The 20,586-nt window shown below is 72.9% G+C and carries 18 protein-coding genes; 7 read left to right on the forward strand and 11 right to left on the reverse strand.

From position 1 onward, the window contains the following. Positions 1-70 precede the first annotated feature (70 nt). Positions 71-820, forward strand: coding sequence for an aminoglycoside adenylyltransferase domain-containing protein (locus ACIA5C_RS21980; protein WP_396057308.1), 750 nt, complete (start codon positions 71-73; stop codon positions 818-820). Here ACIA5C_RS21980 and ACIA5C_RS21985 read toward each other — a convergent pair. Then, positions 776-3,328, reverse strand: a complete 2,553-nt coding sequence (locus tag ACIA5C_RS21985) for a LuxR C-terminal-related transcriptional regulator (protein WP_396057310.1) — start codon at positions 3,326-3,328, stop codon at positions 776-778. The genes ACIA5C_RS21980 and ACIA5C_RS21985 overlap by 45 nt on opposite strands. Before the next feature lie 87 nt (positions 3,329-3,415). On the opposite strand from ACIA5C_RS21985, the gene ACIA5C_RS21990 reads away from it, so the two are divergent. After that, positions 3,416-4,411 carry a DUF4331 family protein gene (locus ACIA5C_RS21990; protein WP_396057312.1) on the forward strand — a complete coding sequence of 332 codons (996 nt, stop codon included), beginning with the start codon at positions 3,416-3,418 and terminating at the stop codon, positions 4,409-4,411. On the opposite strand, the gene ACIA5C_RS21995 is transcribed toward ACIA5C_RS21990, so the two are convergent. After that, positions 4,398-5,135 carry a universal stress protein gene (locus ACIA5C_RS21995; RefSeq protein WP_396057314.1) on the reverse strand — a complete coding sequence of 246 codons (738 nt, stop codon included), beginning with the start codon at positions 5,133-5,135 and terminating at the stop codon, positions 4,398-4,400. The genes ACIA5C_RS21990 and ACIA5C_RS21995 overlap by 14 nt on opposite strands. A 182-nt stretch (positions 5,136-5,317) precedes the next feature. Next, positions 5,318-7,018, reverse strand: coding sequence for a metallophosphoesterase (locus tag ACIA5C_RS22000; protein WP_396057317.1), 1,701 nt, complete (start codon positions 7,016-7,018; stop codon positions 5,318-5,320). A gap of 137 nt (positions 7,019-7,155) precedes the next feature. Between ACIA5C_RS22000 and ACIA5C_RS22005 the strand changes: the two genes are divergently transcribed. After that, entirely contained in the window at positions 7,156-8,139 is a 984-nt protein-coding gene (locus ACIA5C_RS22005) for a radical SAM protein (RefSeq protein WP_396057319.1), read from the forward strand. Positions 8,140-8,145: 6 nt separating this feature from the next. Here the strand turns inward: ACIA5C_RS22005 and ACIA5C_RS22010 are convergent, their stop codons facing one another. Continuing rightward, the gene (locus ACIA5C_RS22010; protein ID WP_396057321.1) at positions 8,146-8,325 is read right to left on the reverse strand and encodes an antitoxin; all 180 of its coding nucleotides are present in this window, start codon (positions 8,323-8,325) and stop codon (positions 8,146-8,148) included. A 92-nt stretch (positions 8,326-8,417) separates the two neighbouring features. Here ACIA5C_RS22010 and ACIA5C_RS22015 point away from each other — a divergent pair, with 92 nt between their 5' ends. Then, a complete protein-coding gene (locus ACIA5C_RS22015) occupies positions 8,418-8,972 on the forward strand; it encodes a hemerythrin domain-containing protein (RefSeq protein ID WP_396057323.1) in 555 nt (184 codons plus the stop codon). On the opposite strand, the gene ACIA5C_RS22020 is transcribed toward ACIA5C_RS22015, so the two are convergent. After that, the gene (locus ACIA5C_RS22020) at positions 8,973-9,332 is read right to left on the reverse strand and encodes a hypothetical protein (RefSeq protein WP_396057325.1); all 360 of its coding nucleotides are present in this window, start codon (positions 9,330-9,332) and stop codon (positions 8,973-8,975) included. 65 nt (positions 9,333-9,397) lie between these two features. On the opposite strand from ACIA5C_RS22020, the gene ACIA5C_RS22025 reads away from it, so the two are divergent. Further along, positions 9,398-12,424, forward strand: coding sequence for an ATP-binding protein (locus ACIA5C_RS22025; protein ID WP_396057327.1), 3,027 nt, complete (start codon positions 9,398-9,400; stop codon positions 12,422-12,424). On the opposite strand, the gene ACIA5C_RS22030 is transcribed toward ACIA5C_RS22025, so the two are convergent. Beyond that, positions 12,339-13,103 (reverse strand): ABC transporter permease, encoded by a 765-nt coding sequence (locus ACIA5C_RS22030; RefSeq protein WP_396057329.1) that lies wholly within the window; start codon positions 13,101-13,103, stop codon positions 12,339-12,341. The two genes, ACIA5C_RS22025 and ACIA5C_RS22030, sit on opposite strands and share 86 nt — an antisense overlap. Continuing rightward, positions 13,100-14,032 carry an ATP-binding cassette domain-containing protein gene (locus ACIA5C_RS22035; RefSeq protein ID WP_396057332.1) on the reverse strand — a complete coding sequence of 311 codons (933 nt, stop codon included), beginning with the start codon at positions 14,030-14,032 and terminating at the stop codon, positions 13,100-13,102. The genes ACIA5C_RS22030 and ACIA5C_RS22035 overlap by 4 nt, the downstream gene beginning before the upstream one ends. A gap of 228 nt (positions 14,033-14,260) precedes the next feature. Here ACIA5C_RS22035 and ACIA5C_RS22040 point away from each other — a divergent pair, with 228 nt between their 5' ends. Next, positions 14,261-16,582 carry a protein kinase gene (locus ACIA5C_RS22040; protein ID WP_396057334.1) on the forward strand — a complete coding sequence of 774 codons (2,322 nt, stop codon included), beginning with the start codon at positions 14,261-14,263 and terminating at the stop codon, positions 16,580-16,582. A 139-nt stretch (positions 16,583-16,721) separates the two neighbouring features. Here ACIA5C_RS22040 and map read toward each other — a convergent pair whose 3' ends face one another. After that, the gene (gene map / locus ACIA5C_RS22045; protein ID WP_396057336.1) at positions 16,722-17,540 is read right to left on the reverse strand and encodes a type I methionyl aminopeptidase; all 819 of its coding nucleotides are present in this window, start codon (positions 17,538-17,540) and stop codon (positions 16,722-16,724) included. Positions 17,541-17,616: 76 nt separating this feature from the next. On the opposite strand from map, the gene ACIA5C_RS22050 reads away from it, so the two are divergent. After that, positions 17,617-17,883, forward strand: a complete 267-nt coding sequence (locus ACIA5C_RS22050; RefSeq protein WP_396057338.1) for a helix-turn-helix domain-containing protein — start codon at positions 17,617-17,619, stop codon at positions 17,881-17,883. On the opposite strand, the gene ACIA5C_RS22055 is transcribed toward ACIA5C_RS22050, so the two are convergent. The 3 genes from ACIA5C_RS22055 to ACIA5C_RS22065 form a co-directional block, all read right to left on the reverse strand. Further along, positions 17,880-18,248 carry an ATP-binding protein gene (locus ACIA5C_RS22055; protein ID WP_396057340.1) on the reverse strand — a complete coding sequence of 123 codons (369 nt, stop codon included), beginning with the start codon at positions 18,246-18,248 and terminating at the stop codon, positions 17,880-17,882. The genes ACIA5C_RS22050 and ACIA5C_RS22055 overlap by 4 nt on opposite strands. Positions 18,249-18,278: 30 nt before the next feature. Next, positions 18,279-19,532 carry a PP2C family protein-serine/threonine phosphatase gene (locus tag ACIA5C_RS22060; RefSeq protein WP_396057342.1) on the reverse strand — a complete coding sequence of 418 codons (1,254 nt, stop codon included), beginning with the start codon at positions 19,530-19,532 and terminating at the stop codon, positions 18,279-18,281. Between the two features lie 145 nt (positions 19,533-19,677). After that, on the reverse strand, positions 19,678-20,559 hold the full coding sequence (locus tag ACIA5C_RS22065) for an SDR family oxidoreductase (RefSeq protein ID WP_396057344.1): 882 nt from the start codon (positions 20,557-20,559) through the stop codon (positions 19,678-19,680). Positions 20,560-20,586 lie beyond the last annotated feature (27 nt).

Below are 20,586 nucleotides of genomic sequence, written 5' to 3' on the forward strand. Positions count from 1 at the left end.
GTGTCGAACCGCAGAATCACGCCCGGAAATAGGGTGGCGGCGCCCGTGGCGCGGGCCGAGGATGGCGCGCGTGCAGGTTCTCGACGATCTCCGTGACGGCTGGGCCGCCGCACTGCCCGGCCGTCTGCTCGGGCTCTATGTGCACGGGTCGCTGGTGGCCGGCGACTTCGCGCCCGGGCGCAGCGACCTCGACCTGCTCGCCGTGCTGACCGCCGACCCCGGCGACCGGCTGCTGGAAGTGCTCGCCGGCCTGCACGAACGCCTCGACCGGAAGCATCCGGAGTGGGCCGGTCGGATCGAGGTCGAGTACGTCTCGATCGACGCGTTGCCGCGCCCGGACGGGCACCTGATCGCCCGCGTCAGCCCCGGCGAGGCCCTGCATCTGCTGCCGGCCACCACGCACCGCCGCGTCACGTGGGGGAGCGTCCACGACAGCGGCCGCAGCCTGTTCGGGCCGCCGGCCTCCGAGTTGCTCCCGGCGGTCGAGCCGGAGGTCGTGACGGCGGCCCTGCTCGACCACGTGCGGGACTGGCCCGCCTGGGTCGAGCGGATGACCGCGCCGGGCGCACAGGCCTATGCGGTGCTGACGATGTGCCGGGCCAGGCAGCGTCTCCTGCACGGCCGCCAGCTGTCGAAGCGCCAGGCCGCCGACCGCACCGCCGAGACCGATCCCGAGTGGGCCGGCCTCGTCGGATGGGCGCGCGACTGGTGGTACGACCGGGGTGCCGACACCGACCCGGGCCGGTTCCCCGAGGTTCGGGCCTTCGTCACCGGCTCAAGCGCCACCATCCTGCGAGAGTGCGGTCAGAGCGTCCCGTAACGCGGCGCGGCTGGTCACGCCCAGCTTGGGAAACAGGCGGTAGAGGTGGGTGCTGACGGTCCGCGGTGACAGGTTGAGCTTGCTTCCGATCTCCTTGTTGGTGAGGCCGGCGGCGGCCAGTTCGGCGATCTGCAGTTCCTGGGGGGTCAGCGCGTCGAGGGAGGGGCGCAGACGGGCCGCCCAGGGCCGGGCGCCGAGTTCCTCGAAGAGGTCGCGGGCGGCGGCGACCGAACCCTGCGCCAGCAGCACCCGGGCCCGGTCGAAAGGCCACCGCTCGGCGCCCGGCACGGCCAGCGCCTGCTCGAACGAGGCGGCATCGTCGTGCGCGAGCCCGGCTGCGGCGTGGGTGAGCAGCGCCAGCCGGGGCGAGATCAGCGGCAGGTCGTGGCTTCGCATCGCGGCGACGTGGGCTCGGGCCTCCTCGTAGCGTCCGGTGTGGACGGCCGCCTCGACCAGGTCGAAGGCGACGAGCAGCGCGGTGGCCTGGTAGGGCGGCAGCTCGCCGGGCGGGCTGATCGCGGCCGCGTTGCGGTAGGCCTGCTCGTAGTCCTGCCGGGCGATGGCGGCCAGGGCCCGCACGTGCCACCCGAGGACTTCGGCCAGGCGCGCGCCGCGGGAACGGCCCCAGGCGATCAGACCGGCTGCGAGAACGTCGCTGGGCCGGCCGCGCGCCGCGGCCAGCAACGCCGCCTGATAGTTGGCGAACTGGCCCCAGAGCGCCGCGCCGGTCGAGGCGCAGACGGCCGCCGAGTCGGCGGACAGCCGGTCGGCCTCGTTCCAGCGGCCGGACCAGAACGCGTCCGCCCACAGCGTTATCCGGGCGACCGTGGCCCGGCCGGCCGCCGGACCGGCGATTTGACGGCGGAGGATCTCGCGGCAGCCGGACAGGCGGTCGACGTAGATCGCGGCGGCCGGGATGCGCAGGAGGTCTTCCGGGTCGGTCGACTCGTGGAGCGACGCGATCGCGGCGTCCAGGGCCGCGAGTGCCGGCAGCGCGCGCCGCGCCGGGTCGTAGTGGGTGGCGACCTGCAGGCGAAGACCCGGGGTGAGCCGCGTCAGGATGACCTCGAGCGGCGGGAACAGCTCGGGCCGGCCTCCGAAGAGGCACACCTCGGCCAGCACCGAGTCGCTGTCGCCGGTGGACACCAGCATCCGGTGAACCGTGTCGATGTCGTGGTCGCCGTTGACCATCGTGATCGCGGTGGCGGCATGCAGCGCCGGTGACGGGCCGTGCGGGGTGTCGCGGACCCGGTCGAGCAGGCGCCGGGCCAGATCGAGCTGCCACGTGTCACGGGCGGCGATGAGGGCCGCCTCGGCGAGCCGGCGGCCGCGGTCGCCCGGGGCGGGGCTCAGGTCGCCGGCCCGGGTCAGTGCGGCGACGGCGCCGGCCGCGTCGCCCCGGTGCATCAGGTGGTCGGCGCACTCTTCCAACTGGGCGCTGACCTCCTCGTCCGGCTGGTCGGCCGAGGCGGCGAGGTGCCGGGCCCGCTCGTCGGGGTGGTCGGCCAGCGCGCCGGCGAGCGCCCGGTGGGCCAGGCGCCGCTGGGCGGCGGTCGACGTCTCGATCACCGCCGAGCGGGTGAGCGGATGCCGGAAGGCCAGGTGATGCCGTTCCTCGTCGATCCGGACGATGCGCTCCCGCTCGGCGGGAGCGAGCTTTTCCAGTACCGGCATGCCCGCCGCCGACCGCAGAACGTGCAGATCGGCGGTCGCGTCGAGGGCGGCCAGCAGGAGCAGGTCACGCGTTTCCGCCGGCAGCCGGTCGACGTCGGCCGCGAACACCGCCCGGAGCCGCGCGGTGAGGGGCAGCGCGGCCGGCAGTCCGTCCGACGAACTCAGAGCAGCCGGTAGTTCGAGGAGGGCCAGCGGGTTGCCGCGTGCCTCGTCCAGCACTCTCCGGCGTACATCCGGAGCAAGCGCCGGAAATCGCGCCCGGAGCAGCGTCTCCGAGGCCGGCGCGTCGAGCGGAGCGAGATCGTGCCGGGCGAGACCGGCCGGCCCGGCGCCGCCCCGGGAACCGATCAGAAGGCCGATCCGCCGCCCCGCGAGCCGGGCGGCCAGGAACTCCAGCACCTCGGCGCTGGCGGGGTCGAACCGCTGGACGTCGTCGGCGACGAGGAGGACCGGTCCCCGCGCCGAGGCGGCCCGCAGCAACCCGAGTACGCCCTGCGCGACCGTCGTCGTCGCCGGCGGCGGACCCTCGGCCAGGCCGAGAGCCACCCCCAGAGCCTCGCGATGGGTTGCGGTGAGTGCGTCGGCGTGCGCCATCAGCGGTACTCCGGCGCGCGTGAACCCGGAGAAGCGGGGCCCGTCGGCGTCGATGCCGGTGGCCCGCACGACGAGCGCGGCCCGCGACTCGGCCTCCGTGGCGGACCACTGCAGCAGGGCCGTCTTGCCGATGCCGGGGTCGCCGGCCAGCACGAGGGCGGCACCCCGGTCGGCCGCAGCGTCGATCAGGCTGCCCAGCAGGTGCTGGTCGCGCTCGCGCCCGATCAGAGTCTCCGGCACGCCGGGAACATTACGTCACCTGACGTAGGCCCGGAAGCAGTCATCCGACGCTGGTAGCGGGCCCCGGTACGTGTCCAGACTGACCGCATGTCTCATCACCTCGACACGCCTCTGGCCCGCCAGAACGGCCGCCTCTACATCGACGACCTCTACGTCTTTCAGGGTGACCACGGCACGGTCTTCGTCATGGACGTCAACTCCACGATCACCGGACCGGACATCCAGCCCGGCTTCCACCCTCAGGCCCGGTACGAGTTCCGCGTGCACGTCGGCGGCGAGGAGCGCGAGTCGCTGACCTTCCGGGCCACGTTCGGCGAGGCCGGAGCGGACGGGCGGCAGTCCTACGAGCTCTCGGCGGCCGGCGAGCTGCTTCTGAAGGGCAGCACCGGCGAGATCGCGACCGGCGGCCACGCCCGGATGTGGGCCGGCCGGATCGCCGACCCGTTCTACGTCGACCTGTCGCTGCTCGCGAAGGTCAACTCGGCGGTGCGCGACGGCACCGCGGTCGATCTCTCCGGCTGGCTCCCGGCCGAGGCGGCGAACAGCTTCGCCGGCACGACCGTGGAGACGATCGTGCTGGAGATCTCCCACGAGCACCCGGTGCTGCGGCCCGGCACCCCGATCGGTGTCTGGTGCGCGACGATGCTGGCCACCGACGCGGGCGGCTGGCACCCGATCAACCGGGCCGGGCACCCGATGATGTGGCCGATCTTCTGGCCCGACGACACCCGCTTCACCTATCCGGCGAACACCCGGCACCCGTCGGACGACTACGCGGCCGAGGGTGAGCGCCTGGCCGGCCTGGTCGCCGCGGTGGTCGCGGCCGGTGGCACCGCGGGCGACGCGCGCGGCTACGGCGAGGCGGTGGCTCGACGGCTGTTCCCGGACGTGCTGCCGTACGTCGTCGGCACGCCGGCCACGTACGGCTTCGCCGGTTTCAACGGTCGCACCCTGGCCGACAACGCGCCGGAGGTCATGCTCTCGCTGGTGGCGGGCACGGCGGTGCCCGCCGGCCTCCGGCCGTCGGTTGCGGCCGATCTGCGCGAGGCCGCTTTCCCGTACGTGGTGGCTAGCGCGCGATGAGCACCGGGCAGTCGGCCCCGTGCAGGAGGCGGCTGCCCACCACCCCGAGCATCACACCCTCGTAGCCGTGCCGGCGCGGGCCGACGACGGCCAGCCGAGCCTGGCGGCACGTCTCGACCAGCACCTTGCCCGGCTTGCCGGGTACGTATTCGCGCTGGGCCGGGACCGAGCGGTAGCGCTCGCGCCACGGGTCGAGGCGGGTGTCCTCGGTGGCGCCGCCGCGACCGGCGGTGACCGCGAGGACCTCGGCGCCGTGCAGGGCGGCCTCCTCGAACGCGCGGCCGAGCACCGAGTCGGCGGCCATGTCGTCGTCGACGCAGACCACGACCGGTCCGCTGCCCCGGTCGGCCTGGCCCCGCGCCACCACGACCGAGCATCGGGCCCGGGTGGCCACCTGGCCGCCGACGGCACCCGCGAACACGCCGCCGCCACGCTCGCCCACCACGAGGAGCGCGGCCCCTTCGGACGCCTTCAGGAGTACCGGCACGGCGTAGCCGGGCAGCGCCACGCCGGTGACCTGGGCTTCGGGCGCGGCTGCCCGGGCGTGCAGCACCGCGTCGTGGACGATCCCGGCCGTTTCCGCCTGGTCGGACCGACCGCGATGATAGGCGACCACGACGCGTAGTTCGGCGCCGCGCAACCGGGCCTCCGCTGCGGCCCAGCGCACCGCGATCACCGATGCCGGTGATCCGCTCGCACCGACGACGATCCTTGTCTTCTCCATGCGCGCCTCCTCGAGGAGCACACCTTCAACCCAAGAGTCGTCCTCGGCCGGGCGAACCGCAAGGAAACTTGGACCGGGCCGCGCAGGCCGGCGCCGAAGTCGTCGATCCAGCGGGGGTAGCGCAACGGCTGCGCGCTCACCTGAGACGGGCCGGCCTGAGACGGGCCGGCCTGAGAGCGGGCCTACTTCAGGACGATCGGCTCCTCGATCAGGTGCGCCCTCAGGCGGCCGACCGGGTTGAGCCACGGGTGGTGCGGTTCGCCGTGTGAGGCGGCCTGCCAGCGGCGGGCCGAGCGGCGCACGCCCAGCGGATAGATGGTCAGCGTGCCGTCGGCGGCGAAGTGCAGGCGCAGGAACGACTTCGAGTCGATGATGCCCTGCGCCGAGAACAGCTCGTTCAGGTTGACGCCGAAACGGGCGGCCAGCAGCAGATAGACCGCCACCAGTTCGGTCGCCGCGAACCCCGAGACCACGCCGTAGACGACAAGCGTCGCCACCAGCGACCACGGCCACGGCCAGGCGTGCAGCGGCAGTTCCCACCACGCCCAGGTGCCCAGCGCGGCCAGCGCCAGATGCGCGGCACCGTGCAGCAGCCCGATGACGCGGCGGGTCGGGCGGCCGAGCACCGAGTCGCTCAGGTGCGCGAAGCCGTACGTGCCGGCCATCACCGCGGCGGCCAGGATGAACAGCGGCACCAGGGCGAACTTCTGCAGCGCGCTGCCGAAACCGCTGTGGATCACGCCGCTGGCCGCCAGCAGCAGCGCGGTGTGCACGGCACCGACCATGCCGATGAAGCTCGGATTGTGCTTGGGCAGGCGGGCGAAGATGCTGGCCGCATACGCCTGGGAAAGCCTTTTGCTCGGAAAGCGGGACCGGAGGTCGTAGCCCTGCCGCTTCGATGCCGAGGGCAGCGCCGGCGGCGGAACCTCGATCTCCTCCGGCAGCTGATGCGTCGGATAGAGGTAGGCGCCCCCGCCGCCGGAGGTGATGAGCTCGCGGTCGGCGCCGCTGTAGCGGGCGTAATGATGCCAGTCGCCGGAGACCATCAGCGGGATGCGGGCGCCGGTCGGCTCGACGACCGTGCGGACGAAGTAGTCGAGCGAGGCGTAGGCGGCCGGCTTGTCGGCCGCCTGCACCCAGGTCGGGCTGGCCGAAGCGATGAGCACCTTGGTCTGCGGCCCGAACTTCGCGGCGACCCGCGTGAAGTACGCGATTTGCGGGTCGTCGATGTAGGTCGACGCCTCGTCGTCGATCGCCAGCAGCCACCAGTCGCCCGGCAGCTCGACCGCGAAGTAGGACCGGGCCTGCGGCAGCCGCCGGCCGCCGATCTCGGTCGCCCGCGAGCCGGTGAAGATGCGCAGGAACGCGGTGAGCCCGTCGTACCAGTCGTGATTGCCCGGCAGGGCGTACATCGTCGGCGCCTCGTCGCCCGGCGGCGGCATCGGCATCGCCGCCCGGTAGGGGCCGATCATCCGGTCCTGATAACGCTCCGGGCTCGGCGTCGGATAGACCTCGTCACCGCCGAGCACCAGCGCCTGCCCTCGCGGCAATTCATGGTCACCGACGCTCAGCGTCTCCTGCGCCATGAGGTACGCGACGGAATAGGTCGCGTCGAAGCCGTCGCCCAGGTCGGCCACGAAGTCGAGCCAGGTGTCGCCGCCCGGGCCGATCTCGGAGTGCACGTGGTCGGGGAAGGACGCCTGCAGCTCCCGTTTGTCGAGGTAGCTGCCCTGGATGCCGGCCAGCGCGACCCGCAGCCCGGTGCCCGCCAGCTGCACCGGCGACAGCCAGGCGACCGGCTTGGCGGGCGTGAAGCCGAGCTCGACCGGCGTGAACCCGCGCGGCCGGTGCGGCGGGGGTGGCGGCGCCTGTTCGTCGGCCATCGGTCTGGTTTCCTCTCCACGCTGTCGATGAAAGGAAACCAGACGGCGACCGGCCGAGATCGATGAGGGCCGTCGCCGGCGGGTGCGCGACCCGGCAAGTGGGGTTTCGGGCCGCTCGCGCCGGGAACGCGGCGCCCATGACTTCGACCCCGCTGCCCTCGCACCTGCAGGTGGAGATCACGTCGGCCTGCAACCTGCGGTGCACGATGTGTCTGGTGAGCTATCGAGCGCCGGTCAACAAGCTGGCCGGGGCGATGCCGCTCGAACTGTTCCGCCGGTTGGTCGGCGACCTTCCCGCCTTGCGGCGGATAACCCTGCAGGGGCTGGGCGAGCCGCTCCTCTCACCCTTCCTGCCGGACATGATCCGTACGGCGGTGCAGCGCCGCATCCGGGTGGGGTTCAACAGCAACGCCACCCTGCTCAGCCGGCGCCGGGCCGACGAGCTGGTGGCGACCGGAGTCGACTGGTTGCACGTCTCGCTGGACGGGGCGTCCCCGGAGACGTACGAGAAGGTGCGGCCGGGCGCACGCTTCGCCACCGTGGTCGGCAACCTCGCCGGGCTGGTCGCGGCGAAGCAGGCGGCCGGGAGCGCGACCCCGTGGATCCGGGTGGTGTTCGTCGCCATGCGGGACAACGTGGCCGAGCTGCCGGCGCTGGTGCGGCTGCTGACGTCGATCGGGGTCGACGAGCTGAGGGTGCAGAACCTGTCGCACAGCTTCTCCGACACCGATCCGGCCGGGCAGTACGCCGGGATCCGCGACTTCACCGCCGAGCAGGCGCTGTGGAGCGGGTCCCCGGCGTTCGAGGAGGCGTTCGAGGACGCGGTCGCGGCCGCCGCCGGCACCGGGCTGCGCCTACGGCTGCCCTCGGCCTCGGTGACCCCACTGGACGACCGGGGGTGCGACTGGCCGTGGGAGGCGGTCTACGTCACCAGCGCGGGGGCCGTGCAGCCGTGCTGCATGGTGATGGGCGACGACCGGGCCGCCCTCGGCGACCTGGGGGAGCAGAGCTTCCCCGAGATCTGGGACGGCCCGGGCTATCGCGAGTTCCGCCGCCGGCTGATGAGTGACGATCCGCCGGCGGTCTGCCGGGGGTGTTCGCTCTATCGCGGGACGTTCTGAGCCAGGTTACTGCTGGGTGTCGCCGCCGCCGGTGTGCTCCTGCGCCGCGTTGACGCCCTTGTCCACCTGCGAGTCGTACTTGTTGTCGGTGCGCTTGTCGACCTGATCGCCGGCCTTGTCGATGCCCTCGTCAACCTGCTTGTCGTGGTCGCCGGCGAAGTCCTTGGCCTTGTCCATGAATCCCATAGGTCTCGGCTTCCCGCGTGGGGGCCCGCCAAACAAAAGAGTATGTGCCGAGAATCCGGGTATCCCGCGGCTCCACCGACCCTGGAGGACATATGAGCGGCAAGGACGTGGTCGACGTGCTCACCGCCGATCACCGTGACGTCACGGCGCTGATCGGCGAGATCTGGACGGTCAAGGACCCGATGATCCGCCGGGACCTCACCGACACGGCGATCAGCGAACTGGTGCGGCACGCGGTCGCCGAGGAGATGTACGTCTACCCGGCGATGCGCAAGTACCTCGACGACGGCGACCAGGCCGTCGAGCACGACGTCTCGGAGCACAAGGAGCTCGAGGAGGCGATGAAGACCCTGGAGGGCGTGGACGTGTCGAGCGCCGAGTTCGACGCCAACCTCCGCCACCTCGAAGCGGTGCTGGCCGACCACGTGCAGGACGAGGAGACCGAGCAGTTCCCGGAGCTGCGCCGCAAGGTGCCGGCGTCCGAACTCGAGGAGCTGGCCGGCAAGGTCGAGACGGCGAAGAAACTGGCACCGACCCGCCCGCACCCGAGCGCCCCGAACAGCGAGCTGTTCCACAAGCTGGTCGGCCCCGGCGTCGGTCTGGTCGACCGTCTCCGCGACAAGCTGACCGGCCGGGCGACGAAATAGTCAGCCGGTGAAACCGGCGCCGTGGCAGGCGTCGAGGAAGTCGCTGCCGCTGGCCCGCCAGTGGGTGGCGTCGTCGGCGTTGCGGCCGATCGCCATGGCCTTGTCGCGGATCGTCCGGTTGTCGCTCTTGGCCGACGAGGCGGTGACCTTGTCGGCCAGGGACAGCCGGGCCGGCTTGTTCGTGGCCTTCGAGTAGCCGTGCGCGAAGTCGGTGCAGGCCTGCGAGGCGTGGGAGTCCATCGTGCCGGGACCGGCCGGGGCGGACGACCTGGAACGATGGACCAGCAGGGCCGCGACGACCACCACGGCGGCGATCAGGAGGATCAGCTGCCAGCGGCCGAGCTTCAGCTTGAACTTCACGAAAGCACGCTAACCCACCCGGCGGGACGCCGATAACACCGCTGGTGCGTCTAACCTGGCGGGCGATGACCGTTGAGCTCACCCTGCTGTCGCGGGCCGCCTGGCGCGGCGAGGAGATCACGGGGGCCCGGCTGCGCGGCCTCCTCGCGCTGCTCGCCGACGATCTGGAGACCGGGTGCGGCGCGGGCCGGCTGATCGAACAGCTGTGGCCGGACGAGCTGCCGGAACATCCGGCCAAGGCGTTGCAGACGCTGGTGTCGCGGGCCCGCTCGCGGCTCGGCGCCGCGGTCATCGAGAACACTCCGACGGGTTACCGCCTGGTGCTCGACCCGGAGCAGGTCGACTCCTCGGCGGTGCTCCTGCGGGCGCGGGAGGCCGAGCGGTGCGCCCGGTCCGGTGACCACGCGGCGGCCCTGGCCGCGGCGGAGCGGGGCCTCGCGCTCTTCCGCGCCGACGGCGGCCCCGGCGACGGCCCGCTGAGCGTCGCCCGGGCCGCCACTTTCCGATCGCTGGGCCGCACGCGCGCCCTCGCCCTCGCGCGTCTGGGCCGGGCCGCCGAGGCGGCCGAGCCGCTGACCGCACTCGCCGCTGCCGACCCGCGCGATGAGGAGGTCCTCCTCGAGCTCCTGCGCGGCCAGGCCCCGGCCGCCGCGCTGGCCCGCTACGAGGCCTATCGACGGGCGCTGCGCGACGAACTCGGCATCGACCCGGGGCCCGCCCTGCGGGCGCTGCACCGGGAACTGCTGCTCGAGGACGTCCCGCCGGTCCGCCAGGGGCTGCGGCACGAACCCAACGAGTTGCTCGGACGCGACGGCGACCTGGTCGAGGTCACGGCTCTCCTGCGTACGGCAAGAGTGGTCTCCGTAGTCGGAGCCGGCGGCCTCGGCAAGACCCGGCTGGCGCAGGCCGTGGGCCGTCAGGCCCGGCAGCGCCTCGTCTGTTTCGTGGAGCTCGCCGGCGTGGCCGGCGACGTCGAGACCGAAGTGGCCTCGAGTCTGGGCGTGGCCGGGGTGAACGGCGTCGTCGAGGCTCTCGGCGCCGGTCTGCTCGTGCTCGACAACTGTGAACACGTCATCGGCGAGGTGGCCGCCCTCGTGCGGACGCTGGTCGAGCGGTCGGCCGAGCTGCGGGTGCTGACGACGAGCCGGGCACCGCTCGGGCTGTCGTCGGAGTCGGTCTATCCGCTGCCCGAGCTGGACCTGCCGACCAGTGTGGAGCTGTTCGTGCAACGCGCCCGCGCGGCCCGCCCGACCGCGGTCCCGGCCGAGGCGGCCGAAGGCATCTGCCGCAACCTCGACGGCCTTCCGCTGGCGGTGGAACTGGCCGCGGCCCGCAATCGCACCATGTCGCCGGCCGAGATCGCCCGGCGGCTGGACGCCCGGTTCGAGCTGCTCAGGGGCGGAAACCGCGACTATCCCGAACGCCACCGCACCCTGCACGCGGTGATCGACTGGAGCTGGCGGCTGCTGGAAGCGGACGCACAGCGGGCGATGCGCGCGCTGTCGGTCTTCCCGGGCGGCTTCGACTCGGCCGCCGCCCGGTTCTTCACCGGCGACGCCGTCGTCGAGCAGCTGGTCGACCAGTCGCTGCTCAAGGTGGCCGACACCGCGGACGGCACCCGCTTCCGCATGCTTGAGACGGTTCGCGAGTTCAGCATCGCCCGCCGCGAGGAGGCCGGCGAGACTGCTGCCGTCGAGCAGCGCTTCCTCGACTGGGCCCGGGCGTTGGGCGCACGACAGGACGAATACCTGGCCGGGAGCGTCGAGACGATCCGGGTCGAGGAGGACAACCTGGTGCGGGCCCTGCGCTACGGCCTCGACCTCGAGGACGGCGCGACCGTCGCCGCGACCGCCGCCCTGCTCGGCGCGCTGTGGCTGACCGACTCCCAGCTGACCCGGCTGGCCGCCCTGGCCGCCGAGGTGCCCGGGGTGCTGGCCCACTTCCGGCCGCCGCCGGAGCTGGTCGAGGCGACCCGAGCGGCCGCCGTGTGGTGCGCGGTGATCACCCTGCTGGTCCGCGGTCCCGACCCGGTGCACGCGGTCGCCGTGCTGCGCCGGTTACCGCCGCCCGACCCGGGCACGGTGGTCGGTGCGGCCCAGCTGGCGCTCGGTGCCTCCGACGAGCAGGCGCTGAAGGACCTCTGCGACAGCGACCGGCCGATCCTCGCCGGCATCGCCAACTACGGCTACAGCTATCTGGCCGAGTACACCAACGACCTGGTCACCGCGCTGCGGGCGGCCCGCCGGATGCTCACCCACGTCGGTGATTCCGACCCGTGGCTGCGCGCGCTCGCCCACTCCCGGATCGGCGAACTGTGCCTGCAGGTCGAGCCGGGGGAGGAGGCCTACCGGCACATCGACGCCGCGCTGACGATCGCCGAGCAGCTCGGGGCGTGGTCGAGCGCGGCCCGGGCCCGGTGGGCGCTCGTGCTCGCCGACCTCCAGCGCGGCGCGTTCGACCGGGCCGAGGAGTCCCTCGAACGTCTGGCCCGGGGCGTACGGCTGGAGGACGCCGGGCCGAAAATGGTCGACCTCTGCACCCGGGCCGAGATCCGCCGCGGCCGCGGCGACGTCGACGGCGGCCTGGCGCTGTGGCGGGAGGCGGCGGCCGGTCTCGCCGGGGCGGGCGGGCTGTGGGCGGCCGAGGTGCAGGCGGTCGCGGTGCTCGCGCATTGCCGGCACGAGCGGTTCGACCAGGTCGGCGACCTGGCCGACGCGTTGCCGGGGACGCTGGCGTCACTGGTGCCCGGCGCCCCGGCGGCCTACTTCCGAGTCTGCGGCGTTCTCCTGGTCGCACTGGCCGCGGTGCGGATCGAGCGTGGCGACCCGGCGGCCGCGGCGCGGACGATCGCCCTCGCGGAACGGTTCGGCTTCCTGAGCGCCTTCGCGCCGCCGGCGCTGTTCGCGCCGAGCGCCCGCGACGCGGATCGCCCGGCATACGCCGCCGCGGTGGCGGCCTACGCCGGGCTCGACCACGAGGGACTGCGCGCGGCGGCCCTCGAACTGCTCAGCGATTCGGATCGCGGCGAAACAGCAGCGTCGCCCACAGGTAGCCGACCGCGGCCAGGGCGAGGCACCACAGCACCGCGATGACCCCGTCGTGGCCGACCGGCGTGCCCAGCATCAACCCCCGCAGCGCGTCGATGACCGGCGTGTACGGCTCGTGCGCCGCGAACCACCGCACCGCACCCGACATCGCGCCCGGCGGCACGAACGCGCTGCTCAGGAACGGCAGCAACTGCACCACCAGCGTGAACGGCCCGGTACCCTCGGCCGTCGGCGAGGCCAGCCCGACCGCCACCCCCAACCAGGTCAGCGCCACCGTGAGCAGCGCGACCAGCCCCGCCGCGCCGAGCCAGCGCAGCGCGTCGCCGCCGGGCCGGAAGCCGAGCGCCAGCGCCACCACGATCACCAGCGCCGCGCTCAGCAGAGTCCGCGCAGCCGAACCGATCACGTGCCCGGTCAGCACCGATGAACGCGAGACCGCCATCGTCCGGAAACGGTTGATGATGCCGGCCCGCATGTCGCGGTTGACCGCCAGCGCGGTGGTCGTCGCTCCATAGCCGACCGTCATGATCAGCACGCCGGCGACGACGTAGTCGATGTAGTCCTCGGCGCGGGCGGCTCCGAACCCGGCGTTCAGGGTGCCGCCGAGAACGCCCACGAACAGCAGGAGCAGCAGCACCGGCATCGCTATCGTCATGATGATCGCGCTCGGATTCCGTACGGTGTGCCGCAGGTTGCGCCGCACCATGATCGCCGCGTCGGTCATCGCGAAGCCTCCGTCGTCGTGCCGGTCAGCGCCAGGAAAACGTCGTCGAGGTCGGGCCGGTGCACCGACAGGTCCTCGATGTCGACGCCGGCCGCGTCGAGCTGCCCGAGCAGGCTGCGCAGCGCATGCACACCCCCGTCGCTGGGCACGCGCAGCGTCATCTGCTCGCCGTCCGCCACCCCGCCGACGGCCTCTGCCGCAGCCTTCAGCGCGTCGGCGCCGGCAAATTTCAGGCGTACGTGTCCACCGGCCACGCCCCGCTTCAGTTCCTCGGCCGTTCCCTCGGCGACCAGGCGGCCCCCGTCGAGCACCGCGATCCGGTCGGCCAGTTGGTCGGCCTCCTCCAGATACTGGGTGGTCAGGAAGATCGTCACGCCGTCGGCGACCAGGTCCCGCACGGTCTGCCACATCACGCGGCGGCTGCGCGGGTCGAGCCCGGTCGTCGGCTCGTCGAGGAAGATCAGCCGGGGGCGGCCGACCAGCGTCATCGCCAGGTCGAGCCGCCGTCGCATCCCACCCGAATACGTCGACGCCGGCTTACCGGCCGCCCCGACCAGATCGAACCGTTCGAGCAGCTCACCGACCCGGCGCCGGCCGTCCGCCCGTTCCAGATGGCCGAGATCGGCCATCAGTGAAAGATTCTCGGAACCGGTCAGCAGATCGTCGATCGCCGAGAACTGCCCGGTCACCCCGATGTTCTTCCGCACCGCCGCGGGCTCCCTCGCCACGTCGTGCCCGGCGACCCGCACCGACCCGGCGTCGAAGCGGATCAGCGTGGACAAAATCTGCACCGTGGTCGTCTTGCCCGCCCCGTTCGGCCCGAGCAGCGCAAACGTCGTCCCGGCCGGCACCTCGAAGTCGATCCCGCCGAGGACGACCTTCCCGCCGAACGATTTGCGCAGCCCATCGACCGCCACCGCCGCTGTCATCTCGCACTCCCTTTCGTCATTCTTCGAAGTGGAGCGTCGCGCCGGCCGCTTTCACCGTGGATTCATCCCGGTGCCACCGCGGTATCTACTGATCAGTAGAGCTATCTCGGACCTTTCCGGCCCCTGTACCTTGATTGCGCCCTCCACAGTGATGCCGTGGCTCCGGTGCCCGCCGGATCCGCGGTGATGACTTGTTGGCGGCGCAGAAGCACTCGGGAGCTCTTTAATATGGCTACTCGGCCACTGAGGCCACACGATCCGCGGTGGCTGGGCGGCTATCAGCTGCTCGGGCGGCTCGGCGAGGGCGGCATGGGCACGGTCTATCTGGGCCGGGCCGCCGACGGCCGGGTGGTCGCGGTCAAGGCCATCCGCCCGGAATATGCCGATCAGGAGGAGTTCCGGGCCCGCTTCCGCAGCGAGGTCGCGCGGGTCCTGCAGGTGCCGTCGTTCTGCACCGCGGCCGTGCTCGACGCCGACCCCGACCACGAGACGCCCTACCTGATCGTCGACTACGTCGACGGCCCCAGCCTGCAGGAGATCATCCGCGAGCGCGGCCCGATGGCAGCCGGCGACCTGCAGGGCGTGGCAGTCGGGGTGGCAGCGGCACTCACCGCGATCCACGGCGCCGGCGTGATCCACCGCGACCTGAAGCCGACGAACGTCCTGTTCTCCCTCGGCCTGCCCAAGGTCATCGACTTCGGCATCGCGCGGGCGCTGGAACCCAGCAGCCGGCACACCCGCACCGACCAGGTCATGGGCACGGTGGCCTACATGGCACCGGAACGCCTCGACTCGACCCTCGGCGAGACAACCCCGGCCGCCGACATCTTCGCGTGGGGGGCCGTGGTCACGTACGCGGGAACCGGCCGAACCCCGTTCGGCGGCGACTCCCCGATGGCGACCGCCGCCCGCATCCTCGCCGTCCAGCCCGACCTCAGCGGCCTGCCCGAACCCTTGGTCGACCTGGTCCAGCGCGCCCTGTCGAAGGATCCGGCGCAACGCCCGACCGCCACCGAACTGCTCCAGCTGCTGCTGGCGGTCGGCGCCCCCAAGACGGCGCTGCCGGGCGGCCTCCTGCCACCGAGCGCCGCCGCGGCCCTGGGCGCCCCGGCCCTGCCCGCCGACCTGTTCTCCTCCGCGCCCCGCTCCCTCGACCCGTCCCGCTCCCTCGACCCAGCCAGATCGCTCGACCCGTCCCGCTCGGACGATCCTTATCGGTCGGTTGACCCGGCGCGGTCAAGCGACGCCGCCCGTTCGCTCGATCCGCCGCGTTCGCTGGACCCGTCCCGATCGGCGGACCCGTCGCCCTCGCACGACCGGTTGCGGTCTACTGATCCTTACCGGTCGTTTGACCCGGCGCGCTCGGGTGACGCCGCCCGCTCGGCCGACCCGTCGCGGTATGCCGATCCATATCGGTCCCTCGACCCGTCCCGGTCCAGTGACCCCGCGCGCTCGCTGGACCCCTCGCGATCGAGCGACCCTGCCCGCGCCCTGGACCCCTCGCGATCGAGCGACCCCGCCCGCTCGCTTGATCCGGCCCGGTCGAGCGATCCGGCCCGGTCCGGTGACCCGGCACGGTCGGGTGGGTCGGCACGGTCGGGTGGGTCGCATCGGGTTGGTGACTCTTCGCGGCTGAGCGAGTTTCTCCGGCCGGAAGAGCCGTCGCGGGTCGAGGGGCGGCCGGACGCGCCGTCGCGGCTGGGTGAGCCGGCCTGGATGGGTGGCCCGCGCCGGCTGGGGGAGTCGCTGCCGTTGACCGCCGCCTCGCCGGCCGATCCGAACGGGCGGTTCGACTCGCGGCAACTGCTCGGCGAGCTGATCTCGGCCGCGCCGGGGGAGAATTCCGGCGAGCCGGGGCGCAAGCGCGGCGTGGCCACCACGCGGCGGATGCTCTACACGATCGCGGCGTTGCTCGCTTTGACACTGGTCGGGGCCGGTGTGGCGTACGCCCGGACCGCAGGCGACGCGAAGCCGTCGGCCGGGCCCAGCAGCGTGCCCGCCACCTCGGCCGAGGCGCTCGTGGCCAAAGGGCCGTCGTTCTTCGATCCGCTGTCCGCGCCCGGGCGTTTCCGGCCGAGCTCGGACGATACCGGCAGCTGCGCCTTCGCCGACAAGGGGTTGCGGGCCCGGTCGGCGGCCGGTTCGACCTACCAGTGCCGGGGGCCGGCCGACGCGTTCCCGGGCAGCCGGACGATCGGCGTCGAGATGACCCTGTCGTCGGCCGGGTCGTGTGCGACGGTGTGGTTCCGGCGTCGCGACCAGCACGGGTACGAGCTGAGCGCCTGCGCCGACTCGCTGGAGCTGGTGTCGGCCGGGACCGGGCTGCCACAGTCGATCGGCCGGGTGCCGTCGACCGCCCTGCAGCCGGGCACCCGTCACCTGGTGTCGATCGCCGTGGACGACCATCACGCGGCCGTCTCGATCGACGGCATCCTCGCCCTGCAGGCCGCCCTCGACGATCCGACTCTGGCCTCGGGCGGGGTGGCGCTCGGGGTCACCGGCTCGTCCGGCGGCGCGAGCGTCCTCTTCGCCAACCTCGACGTCCGCTGAGGCTCACCGAGGCGGTAGCTGCCGGCGCCCGTGATGCGGCCCAGCGGAGTTGGTCAACCGCGCACGGAGAACCGCGATCGGCGAGGTCGGCACGACCCCGGTCGTTGTCCTCGGCCGCGACATCCTGACCGGAGCCCTACTAGGGTGCGGTGGCGGACCTCCGGGCCGGGTCGGCCGGGCCGGTGCCGGTGGCCGGGCGGCGGGTCAGCACCTGCGGGCCCGACTCCGTGATCGCGATCGTGTGCTCGGAGTGGGCGGTGCGGGAGCCGTCGGCCGAGCGGATGGTCCAGCCGTCCTCGTCGTACCGGATCTTGTCGGTGGCGGCGCAGAGCCAGGGTTCGATGGCGATGGTGAGCCCGGGGTCGAGCTTCATGCCGCGGCGCGGGCGGCCGCTGTTGGCGACGTGCGGCGCCTCGTGCATGGTGCGGCCGATGCCGTGGCCGCCGAATTCGCCGTTGACGCCGTAGCCGTACGAGTGGGCGACCTCGCCGATCGCGGCCGAGATGTCGCCGAGGCGACCGCCGGGCTGGGCGGCCTTGATGCCGGCCTCCAAAGCGACCTCGGTTGCCTCGATCAGCTTCAGGTCGGCCGGGTCGGGGGTGCCGACGACGACCGAGAGCGCGGAGTCGGCGACCCAGCCTTCGATGCCGACCGCCATGTCGATGCTGAGCAGGTCGCCGTCGCGCAGGACGTACTCGTGCGGCAGGCCGTGCAGCACCGCGTCGTTGACCGACAGGCACAGCACGTTGCGGAACGGGCCGCGGCCGAACGACGGTGCGTAGTCCCAGTAGCAGGACTCGGCGCCCCGCTCCTTGATCCGGCGGCGGGCGTGGCGCTCGATGTCCATCAGGTTGACGCCGACCGCGGCGACCCCGCGCAGTTCGGCGAGCAGCTCACCGACGAACTGGCCGGCCACACCCATCCGGCCGATCTCCTCGGCGGACTTGAGCTCGATCACGACAGCCTCCTTCTTCCTGGGCGGTATTTTTATACCATGCCGCTTCGGGCCCGGAGAGGAGGGCTATCCTGCTGGCATGGTTCGCCAACCGCTCACCGCCGAGCAGATCGCAGCAGGCCAGCGCCTCGGTGTCGCACTCCGGGCCGCGCGGGCCGGCCGCAGCCTCGTCGAGGTGGCCGTGGCGGCCGGCATCTCGCCCGAGACCCTGCGCAAGATCGAGGCGGGTCGTCTGCCCGCGCCGGCGTTCGGCACCGTGGTCGGCCTCAGCCAGGCACTGGAGATCCCCCTCGGCGAGCTGGCCGAAGTGTGGCTGGCCGACATGCCCGTCCGGCAGGCGTCCTAGCAGGGCGCGCCCAGGCGTGCCCAGACCAGCTTGCCGGTCGGGGTCGGCTCGCTGCCCCAGCGGTCGGTGACCGCGGCCACCAGCAGCAGGCCCCGGCCGCCCGGCCGGCGAAGATCCGCCGGCTGGACCTGCGGAAACACCCGGCTGTGGTCGTGCACCTCGACCCAGACCGTGGCGTCCTGGCGCCGCAGGTGAAGTTCGCCGCCGCCCCCGGTGTGCTGGACGACGTTGTCGATCAGCTCGGTGATGACCAGCAGGACGTCCTGAACGGTCTCGGCGGGCTGGCCGTCGAGGAGTTCAGCGGCGCACTGCCGGATCGCTGCGCTGTCCTCCGCGTGGGAGAAGGGTAGGCGCAGTGCTTCCATGACGGATCTCCATACCCAGTGGGCTTCGGGCTACGCCCACTCGAACGGGTTACGGCGTACCCGCGGCGTGCCCGCGGCGTGCCGCTGGACCGCCAGCAGGGCGACGTCGTCGCCCGGCTGATCGCTGCCGAGCGAGGCCATCACCGTGGTGCAGACCTGCTCCGGGTCGTCGGCCGTGACCAGGGCGGTCAGCGCGTCCAGGCCGTCGTCGATCGGTGCGTCACGCCGTTCGACCAGGCCGTCGGTGTAGCACAGCATGAGCCCGCCCTCGGGCAGGTCGACGGAGGTGCTGCGCCGTGGCCGGCGCGCTCGGCCGATGCCGAGCGGAGGGTCGACCGGGATCTGGGCCAGCCGCGCGCAAGACTCGGGAACGGCCAGGACGGGCGGCAGGTGACCGGCCGACGAGACGGTCATGACCGTACGGTCGGGGGAGAGGGTCGCATAGAGGGCGGTGGTCAGCGCCCCCGCCTCGAAGTGCCGGACCTTGCGGTCGAGCAGCGTCATGACCTCGGCCGGGTCGTCGGTCGTCAGCGCGTACGCCCGGAGCGCGCTGCGGACGCGGCCCATCACGACCGCCGAGGCGAGTCCGTGGCCGGAGACGTCGCCGATGACCATGCCGAGGTGGCCCGAGGGGAGGGTGAAGACGTCGTACCAGTCGCCGCCGACGCCGAACTCGTGGCCCGGCACGTAGCGGGCGGCCAGGCTGACGCCGGGCACCGACGGCAACCGGTTGGGCAGCAGGCTGCGCTGCAGGGCGACCGCGGCCGCCTGCTCCAGCTTGCGGCTGCGCACCTGGCCCGCCACCCCGGCCCGGTCGGCCGCCGCCTGCAGCAGCAGGATGTCGTCGTCGGTGAACCGCCGCTGCGCGGTCGTGCCGACGTGCAGCACGCCGACCACCTCGCCGGCGGCGAAGATCGGCACCCCGAGCAGCGAGCGGATGCCCTTCTCGATCAGCACCGGGTTGAGCACGTCGGCGGGCGTGACGTCGGCCAGCACCCGCGGCTGCCGGCTCGCGGCGATGCTGCCCGCGAACCCGCGCCCCACCGGCGCCCGGAACCCGCGGCGCACCTCGTCCTCGAGCCCCTTGGCCGCGGTCGCCACGAGCTGGCCGGAGTGCTCGTCAAGCAGCAGGATGGCGGCGGTGTCGACATCGAGGAGGTCACGCACCCGGTCGAGCAGCTCGTCGAGCAGATCGGACACGTCGAGCCGGGACAGCGCCGCATCGGTGAGTGCCTCGAGCCGGCGCAGCCTCTCGGTGTTTCGGACACCACGCCAGACCGCCACGCCCTGAGCCTACCGGCCATGGGTGGTTTCTCCGCCGACCGTGACACCCGACGGGGGAAGGGGCTGGGACGGTAGCCGGCCGATCACCGACTGTCCCAGCCGGTTCAGCGCCATCCGGTCATCAAACGGAGGCGGCCACCGAGGTTCAGGGCTGGAGGTTCTCCAGGTCGGCGAGCAGGTTCGGGTGCTGGGGCTTCCAGCCCAGGGCCTGCCGGGTGTGTGCGCTCGACGACGGCTGGTCGGTCGCGAAGATCACGCCGAGCGGGCCGTACGTCTCCTCCGGCACCCGCTCGACCGGCAGGCCCAGTCGCCGGCCGATCACCTCGGCGATGTCGCGGACCCGGTCGCCCTCGTCGTCGACGGCGTGCCAGGCGCTGCCGGCCGGTGCCTGCTCCAGGGCGGTCCGGAAGAGGACGGCCGCGTCGAGCGCGTGCACGGCCGGCCAGCGCTGGGTGCCGTCGCCCGGGTAGCCGGAGACGCCGGTCTGCCGGGCGATCTGGGTCAGCAGGCCGGCGAACCCGCCGGTGCCGTTGTTGTGGACCGTGCGCGGCAGGCGGATGGCCGACGTCCGTACGCCCTGGGAGGCCAGCTCGAGGACGGCCGTGACCGCGATGCCGCGGCCGCCGACCGGTCCGTCGGTCGGCAGTGGGTCGGCCTCGGTGGACGCGCGGCCCGGCACCCACGGCGTGCCCGAGACCGTGACGAACGGGCGGTCGCTGCCGACGAGTTCCTGGCCCAGGGTCGTGAGGGCGGCGGTCTCCTCGGCAACCGAGTTGGCGACCGCCTCGGGGCTGCTGAAGTCGTTGCCGAAGGCGAGGTGGATCACGCCGTCGGCCCGGGCGACGCCGGTCCGCAGGGTGTCGAGGTCGGCGAGCCCGCCTCGCAGCGGTTCGGCGCCGGCCTTTTCGGCGGCCGTGGCGGACGCGTCGGAGCGGGCGAGGGCGAGCACGGTGTGGCCGTGGCCGAGCAGTTCGGCGACGACGGCGGAACCGATCAGGCCGGTGCCACCGGTGACGAAGACGCGCATGGAACTTCTCCTCGAGTGATGGGACTC

Source organism: Actinoplanes sp. NPDC051343, assembly GCF_044455125.1.
GTDB lineage: Bacteria > Actinomycetota > Actinomycetes > Mycobacteriales > Micromonosporaceae > Actinoplanes.